The following is a 7091-nucleotide window of genomic DNA, read 5'->3' as shown; positions in this document are numbered from 1 at the left end:
GGGGTGGGTACCGGTTGAATGGGAGCAATCATTGCCGGCGCCGCCGGTGCCACCGCCGCCGAACAGGCCGAAGGCGTCGCCGCCGCCACCACCGCCGCCGCCGACCGACTGTACGGCCATGCCGCTGGCGAAATCACCATGCGTTATGATGCCGCCCGAATTGCTGCCCGTGGCATTTCCGCCCAAAGTGGCGCCGCCGCCATTGCCGCCGCCGCTGACGACCCCGACGCCATCGGCGCCATTGCCACCCACACCACCTGCCGACCGCACCAGCATGCCATAAGAGGCCAATCCCGATGTTTCCACCTTGCCGGCGTTGCTTGCCGATGCGGTGCCGCCGGAAGCGCCATCACCGCCGTCACCAGCATCGACGCCGAGACTGACGATGTTGTCACCGCCCTGGCCGCCATTGCCGCCGCTGGCGTTGGAAAAGATGCCGTAGGAAAAGTCGCCCGTCGTCGTGATGTCGCTGGTGCCAGACGCAACCGCGTTGGCGCTGCCGCCGGTGTTGCCGCTTCCGGCGTCGCCGCCAAGGTTCACGATCGCCGGAAGGGCGCCACCGCCACTGCCGCCATCGCCGCCGACCGCGGAAGCTATGAGTCCATGATGGCCCGAGCCGATGGTCGAAATCGTGGCGTTGTTGAGAACATCGACGGATCCGCCAACGCCGCCATTGCCGCCCTCACCGCCATTGGTTTCAAAGGGCGTTCCAGCCAGGCCTTCGCCGCCGTCGCCGCCATCGCCGCCATTCGCCGTGCCGCCAAATCCAGATGCGTTGACGTTTATCTGCGGAACGTTGTTTACGGCTCCAGGGGTCGCATTTGTAATCGATCCGCCGGGATCGCCATTATCGCCATCTGCGTCAAAGCCACCAGGTCCCCTGTCCGGAGCATCCGGGCCGTTCTCGTCTATGACGAACTGAGCATGCGCCGCCGGTATCGGCGGAAAACCCACCAGCGCGGTGGCGCCGAGGAGGACCATCAACCGTCCGGCAATCACACCTGGCCGGCGACGGCGACCCGAGCCAGACGCTTCTTGCGCACGTGCCACCGGTCCAAGTTTGAACAAAGTCCACGCTTGCGCCGCACGAAGCGAACAAGGCGAACTGCCGGGCAGCGCTTGGCGGGCAAGCCCTGCTTGCTGGGATACCTCTGCCACATGGGCATTGGCAGCGTCGATACCGGAACCCGGAACCGCGAATGCGCGTTTGATGGCAAAGCCACCACGCTTTGAAAACAAAGCCATGCACTTACCCCCCGTTTTACGGGGGCGCGCCTCAATGCCTGCTTAAGGCGACGCCACCGCTATGCTCATGCAATTGCAATAAGGATGCCGGCACTGCGCAATAAGGTTCAATGCATTAAAACAGAGCATCCGCATTCCCACTTGCGGAGCTCTGACTCAATTAGAATACATTAACTTATGCCGGATGAAACCGAAAATTTACGTGCGGACACTGACTAAAGCCGCTGACGTTTCATAGTCGTCATATGACGACTATCTGCGGTTCACTGCTGGAATCGCAGAACAAAGCGATCGGACTGCCCGATTTCGTGATGCTCGACCCGCTGGCCATGGCATCGCCGCGCAAACGTCCTATATCAGTGGGCAGAGTTTTTTGCGCGGGAATGAGCGAATGTCGGCACTTCGGCCATCAACGATCTTCACAGTGGCAATGCTGGCCACGGCAGTGCTGGCGGGCGTTTGCCTGCCGGCTTCCGCGCAAGCGCTCAATTCCGCTACCGGCAACAATGCGCTGATCCGGCAGAACGACCTGCAAATCCTGCAAAACAGGATACAACGGCAGCAATATCAGCAGCAACAGCAGCAGTACCGCGCCCAGGACCGCCAGATCGTTCAGCAGCCGCCCCCGGTCGTGCAGCAGCTCAAGCCAAGCTGCCAGACCCAGATAATCGGCACCACCGCCGTGAGCAATTGCCGCTGACATCAAGGCGTTTTTCATTTATTTAGCCGACTTAGGTATTTCGAGTGTCTTTCGGCACATGCGAAAGTTTTGGTTTCGCAACGATGCCTTGTCGCGCTATGCGGCATTGCATCGACTGGATTGACGAATGGCAGCCACCAAGAAAAAGGCCGTACGCAAGGCAAAAAAGGGCGAGAGGATCCGCCAGGTGGCGGCTATTCCCTTTCGGCTGACCGCGCGCGGCGACATCGAGGTCATGCTGGTCACGTCGCGTACCACCAGGCGCTTCATCGTCCCCAAGGGCTGGCCGATGAAGGGCAAGAGCGGACGCAAGGCGGCCACCATCGAGGCACAGGAGGAAGCCGGCGTGCTCGGCAAGACGCTGAAGCAGCCGGCGGGCACCTATTCCTACTGGAAGCGGCTGGCCAATCGCTTTGTCCGCGTCGACGTCATCGTCTATCTGCTCGAGGTGAGCGAGGAACTGGCCGACTGGCAGGAAGCCAAACGACGCCAGCGGGCCTGGCTGGCGCCAGCCGACGCAGCCATGCTCATCGACGAGCCTGATCTTTCAACGTTGGTGAAGACGCTGAAGCTTCCTCAGCCTTTGCAGGTGGACCAGGCGTAAAGCCTCACTCGCCGGGCTCATCGCTTTCGGGAAACGGCCGCACCGGCGTGCCGGTATAGGTCCACAGCCATTCGCGCGGCAGCGGCCCTTTGTTTCGCTCGGCCTGCTGCGACTGCTCCCAGGCATGCGCAAGGATGCCGACCGAGCGCGACAGCACGAAAAGCCCTCGCGTCAGCGCTGGCGGAAAACCGAGTTCGCCATAGATGACGGCGGTAGCGCCATCGATGTTGAGCGGTATTTTTTTCCTCTTGCGTCGCGCGACGTCCGCCTCGATCGCTTCTGCAATATCGACGAAACGTCCGTTGACGGCACCGCGTGCGGCAAATTCGCGGGTCAGTTCCAGCAAGCGCGGCGCGCGCGGGTCGACGGGATGGAAGCGATGTCCGAGCCCCGGCACATAGCCCTTCTCCTCGGCGAAGAACCGGTCGAGCCGTGTCGAGACCGCTTCATTCAGCGTCATCCCGGCATCGATTGCCACGGCAATGTCACCATAGAAGGAAAGCGCCTGCTCGCCGGCGCCACCGTGCACGTCGCCGAGAACGTTGATGGCCGAGGCCATGGCGCTGTTGATACCGACGCCGCAGGTTGCGGCCATGCGCGCGATGGCGATCGATGGCGCCTGCGGTCCGTGGTCGACGGCGGCTCCCAAGGCAATGCCGAGCAACTCTGCCTGGTCCTCGCCGGGCAGTTCGCCGCGCAGCATCAGCCAGATGACAGCCGGGAAGCTGACGCGGCCGATCAGATCCTGGATCTCGTAGCCGCGCAGCCGGATGACACCAGGCCGCATCTCGATGATGTCGGTCTGCCACCATTCCTCGCCGCGCTCACGGCCCGTCTTCTCCGTGTCGCTCATGCGCCTGCCTTTGTCTTGGCGCGGGGTGGCAGGTCGGCGAACACCTCGCCCATATGTTCGCCGAGCGCCGGCGGCGGCTTTGTCGGCAACGGCGCCTCGCCATCTACCATGAAGCCGCCGCGCAGAACGGTCAGCGGCTTGTCCATGCCGGCCACATCATCAAAATTCGCGGTCACCCGGCGTTCGAGCACTTGCGGCTCGGCCAGCACTTGCGGGATCGTCAGCACCCTGCCGGCAGGCACGCCGGCGCGATTGAGCATCTCTTCCCAGGCCGCGGCCGGCGCGCCCGCCAGGGCGTCCTCGATTTCGACTTTAAGCGCCGCACGGTTGCGCTTGCGCGTCTCGCGCTCGGCAAAGCGGACATCGGAGGCCAGTTCCGGCCGGCCGATCAGCCGGCACAGCGCCACGAACTGCTCCTGCTTGTTGGCGGCGATGTTGACGAGCCCGTCGCCGGTGCGAAACGTACCGGAGGGTGCCGCCGTCATGTTCTCATTGCCCATCGGCTTGGGGTCGATGCCTACGGTCAGATAGTTGGAAACCGGCCAGCCAAGCGCGGAAAGTGTGCATTCGAGCATCGAGACGTCGAGAAAGGCACCCTCGCCGCTCGTCTTCTGCCGCACCAGCGCCGAGGTAATGGCGAACGCGCCGACCAGTCCGCCAAGCGTGTCGGCCACGGGATAGCCGACCCGCAGCGGCGCCGTTTCCGGTGTTCCGGTGATACTCATGATCCCCGACAGGCCCTGGATGATCTGGTCATAGGCGGGATTGTCGCGCATCGGCCCGGTCTGGCCGAAACCCGATATCGCGCAATAGACGAGGCCTGGACGGACCGTCTTCAGCGCCTCGTAACCAAGCCCCAGCCGATCCATCACGCCCGGGCGGAAATTCTCCACCAGGGCGTCGGCGCTGGCCACCAGATCGAAAAAGCGCTCGCGATCGGCTTGCTGCTTGAGGTCGAGCACCACCGACCGTTTGCCGGCGTTCTGCGCCAGGAACGATGCGCCCATGCCGGCGCTGTTCAGCTTTGGCGAGCCGCCGAGCTGGCGGGCTAGGTCGCCGCCTTGCGGCGCCTCGACCTTGATCACATCGGCGCCGAGCAGCGCCAGCTGATAGGCGCAGTAGGGACCGGCCAGGACGTTGGTCAGGTCGAGGACGCGGATACCGGAAAGCAATTCTGTCATGGCGTCATGGATCGATCAGGCATCGCCGGGCACATGCTCCGGTCCGCGCCGACGCCGATGCTCGATGAAGGCCCAGATATGCGGGCCGGCGAGGCCGATGAAGGCGAGCGTCAGCAGCGTCAGCGACAGCTTGTGGGTGTAAAACACCGACCAGTCGCCATTCGAGATGGTCATCGCCCGGCGGAACTGGGTTTCGGCGAGCGGTCCAAGGATCATGCCGATAATGACGGGCGCGGTCGGGAAATCGAAGCGCCGCATCAGGAAGCCGGCGGCCCCCAGGAGATAGAGGATGACGAGGTCGATGGGCGATTGCGAAATGCCATAGGTGCCGACCGTGGCGAACACCAGGATGCCGGCATAAAGCTGCGGCGCCGGGATTTTCAGCAACCGCACCCACAGCCCGATCAGCGGCAGGTTGAGGACGACGAGGATGACGTTGGCGATGAACAGGCTGGCGATCAGCCCCCAGACGAGGTCGCCCTGGGTCGTGAGAAGCAGCGGCCCGGGATTGATGCCGTAGCTCTGGAAGGCCGACAGCATGATCGCCGCCGTCGCCGAAGTCGGCAGGCCGAGCGTCAGCATCGGCACCAGCACGCCGGCGGCGGAGGCATTGTTGGCAGCCTCGGGGCCGGCAACGCCTTCGATGGCGCCGACGGTGCCGAACTCCTCCTTGTGCTTCGACAGCTTCTTTTCGATGGCATAGGACAGGAAGGTCGGGATTTCGGCGCCGCCGGCCGGCATGGCGCCGATCGGGAAGCCGATCGCAGCGCCGCGCAGCCAGGGTTTCCACGAACGCCCCCACTCGGCCGCCGTCATGTAGAGCGAGCCCTTCAGCGGCACGATCTCGTCCTTGCCGGCATAGCGGCGCGAGGCCATGTAGAGCGTCTCGCCGACGGCAAACAGGCCGACCGCGGCAATGATGACATCGACGCCATCAAGCAGTTCGTTCGTGCCGAAGGTGAAGCGCGGCTGGCCGGTCTGCAGGTCGACGCCGATCATGCCGATGACGAAGCCGGCGAACAGGCTGGTCAGGCCGCGTACGGAAGACGAGCCGAGCACCGCCGAAACGGTGATGAAGGCCAGCACCATCAAAGAGAAATATTCGGCCGGACCAAAGGCCAATGCGAACTTGACCACCACCGGCGCCAGGAAAGCGACGCCCATCGTGCCGATCGTGCCGGCGACGAACGAGCCTATCGCCGAAGTGGCGAGTGCCGCGCCGCCGCGCCCGGAACGCGCCATCCTGTTGCCTTCCAACGCAGTGACGATGGTGGCGCTTTCGCCGGGCGTGTTGAGCAGGATCGACGTCGTCGAACCACCATACATGGCGCCGTAGTAGATGCCGGCGAACAGGATGAAGGATGCCTCCGGCGCCACCTGATAGGTGATCGGCAAAAGCAGCGCGATGGTCAGCGCCGGCCCAAGACCGGGCAGCACGCCGATGGCGGTACCGAGTGTGGTGCCAAGCAGGCACCACAGAAGGTTGACCGGGGTGAAGGCAACCGAGAAGCCATGTGCGAGATGTCCGAGCGTTTCCATGGCGTCAGCCCCTCAACATGGTGATGAACGCATCGATGACCGTGTTCAGCTGGTTCTCGATGAAACCGGCACCGATGTTGACGCCAAGCGCCCTGGCGAAGCCGAAATAGGCGGCCAGCGCCAGGATCAGGCCGAGCACTGCGTCACGCAGCGTGCGCTTGCTGCCGAAGCCGTAGCAGACCAGAACGAACATGATGACGGATGCCGCCGTGAAGCCGAGCGGCCGGATGAGCAGCAGATTGGCGATCAGGCCGATGACGACGAAGCCCATCGCCTTCCAGTCGGTCGGCGTCTCCTTTTCCTCCTCCGGCTGCCAGCCGCCGCGAAGCGCGGCAAGGATGAGCAACAGCGAAAGAACCACCAGGCCGAACATGGTGAGGTAGGGAAAGACGGTCGGGCCGACCTTGGAGTAGAGCGGCGACACCGGGATTGCCAGCGTCTGCCAGGCGACGGCGCCGGCGCAGGCCAGGAGCCCGATGCCTATCAACAATTCCGGCACGGCAAGGCGCCACGGCGCCGCCTGCTGGTCGCTGGTGCTCATCGGTATCCTCCCAAGATGGCCGGCATCCTCCAGCCGGCCGCATCCGCAGTTTCGCCGCATCATATGTCCATGCGGCAGGCGAGATGGGAAGGGGGCGGCACTCTAACCGCCCCCTGAAGACATCAGGCGAGGCCGAGATCCTTGAGGATCGCGGTGATGCGGGCCGTGTCCTCGGTGAGGAATTTTGCGTAGTCGTCGCCAGTCAAAAGGATGGGCGTCCAGTTGCGGTTTTTGCATTCGGTTGCCCATGCATCGCTCTTGGCCATGGTCTCGATCATTGTGACCATCGCCGCCTTGTCGGCGTCGGAAACGCCGGGCGGTGCGAAGACGCCGCGCCAGTTGAACAGTTCGACATCGATGCCGGCTTCCTTCATCGTCGGTGCGTCGATGCCGTCCTGACGCTTGTCAGCCGAGATGGCGAGCAGCCG

7 protein-coding genes and 1 pseudogene are annotated in these 7091 nt (G+C 63.8%); 1 reads left to right on the top strand and 7 read right to left on the bottom strand.

Translation table 11 applies throughout. From position 1 onward, the window contains the following. A pseudogene (locus EN906_RS17015) lies at positions 1-981 on the bottom strand (autotransporter outer membrane beta-barrel domain-containing protein); the annotation flags it as partial. Between the two features lie 673 nt (positions 982-1654). Then, positions 1655-1963, bottom strand: a complete 309-nt coding sequence (locus EN906_RS38980; RefSeq protein WP_164749439.1) for a hypothetical protein — start codon at positions 1961-1963, stop codon at positions 1655-1657. A gap of 109 nt (positions 1964-2072) precedes the next feature. On the opposite strand from EN906_RS38980, the gene EN906_RS17005 reads away from it, so the two are divergent. Continuing rightward, positions 2073-2549, top strand: coding sequence for an NUDIX hydrolase (locus tag EN906_RS17005; protein WP_127270867.1), 477 nt, complete (start codon positions 2073-2075; stop codon positions 2547-2549). Positions 2550-2553: 4 nt separating this feature from the next. On the opposite strand, the gene EN906_RS17000 is transcribed toward EN906_RS17005, so the two are convergent. The 5 genes from EN906_RS17000 to EN906_RS16980 all read right to left on the bottom strand — a co-directional run. Then, positions 2554-3402, bottom strand: coding sequence for a citryl-CoA lyase (locus EN906_RS17000; protein WP_127270868.1), 849 nt, complete (start codon positions 3400-3402; stop codon positions 2554-2556). Then, positions 3399-4583 carry a CoA transferase gene (locus EN906_RS16995; RefSeq protein ID WP_127271808.1) on the bottom strand — a complete coding sequence of 395 codons (1185 nt, stop codon included), beginning with the start codon at positions 4581-4583 and terminating at the stop codon, positions 3399-3401. The genes EN906_RS17000 and EN906_RS16995 overlap by 4 nt, the downstream gene beginning before the upstream one ends. 15 nt (positions 4584-4598) lie before the next feature. Beyond that, positions 4599-6122 carry a tripartite tricarboxylate transporter permease gene (locus EN906_RS16990; protein WP_127269607.1) on the bottom strand — a complete coding sequence of 508 codons (1524 nt, stop codon included), beginning with the start codon at positions 6120-6122 and terminating at the stop codon, positions 4599-4601. A gap of 4 nt (positions 6123-6126) precedes the next feature. Beyond that, positions 6127-6663: a tripartite tricarboxylate transporter TctB family protein gene (locus EN906_RS16985; RefSeq protein WP_027037688.1), complete on the bottom strand. Its 537-nt coding sequence runs from the start codon at positions 6661-6663 to the stop codon at positions 6127-6129. Between the two features lie 122 nt (positions 6664-6785). Next, a partial coding sequence (locus tag EN906_RS16980) for a tripartite tricarboxylate transporter substrate-binding protein (protein WP_281060446.1) occupies positions 6786-7091 on the bottom strand: 306 nt, incomplete at its 5' end.

Origin of the sequence: Mesorhizobium sp. M7A.F.Ca.CA.004.06.1.1, from assembly GCF_003999135.1 — a bacterium.
Lineage (GTDB): Bacteria > Pseudomonadota > Alphaproteobacteria > Rhizobiales > Rhizobiaceae > Mesorhizobium.
The sequence above is the reverse complement of the archived record's forward strand: the minus strand, read 5'-3'. Positions and strand labels throughout refer to the sequence as shown.

Bases quoted from the DNA above. Each gene is read 5' to 3' on its own strand.
- EN906_RS17000 (WP_127270868.1), bottom strand. From the start codon at position 3,402: ATGAGCGACACGGAGAAGACGGGCCGTGAGCGCGGCGAGGAATGGTGG.
- EN906_RS16985 (WP_027037688.1), bottom strand. From the start codon at position 6,663: ATGAGCACCAGCGACCAGCAGGCGGCGCCGTGGCGCCTTGCCGTGCCG.
- EN906_RS16995 (WP_127271808.1), bottom strand. From the start codon at position 4,583: ATGACAGAATTGCTTTCCGGTATCCGCGTCCTCGACCTGACCAACGTC.
- EN906_RS16990 (WP_127269607.1), bottom strand. From the start codon at position 6,122: ATGGAAACGCTCGGACATCTCGCACATGGCTTCTCGGTTGCCTTCACC.
- EN906_RS38980 (WP_164749439.1), bottom strand. From the start codon at position 1,963: ATGAAAAACGCCTTGATGTCAGCGGCAATTGCTCACGGCGGTGGTGCC.
- EN906_RS17005 (WP_127270867.1), top strand. From the start codon at position 2,073: ATGGCAGCCACCAAGAAAAAGGCCGTACGCAAGGCAAAAAAGGGCGAG.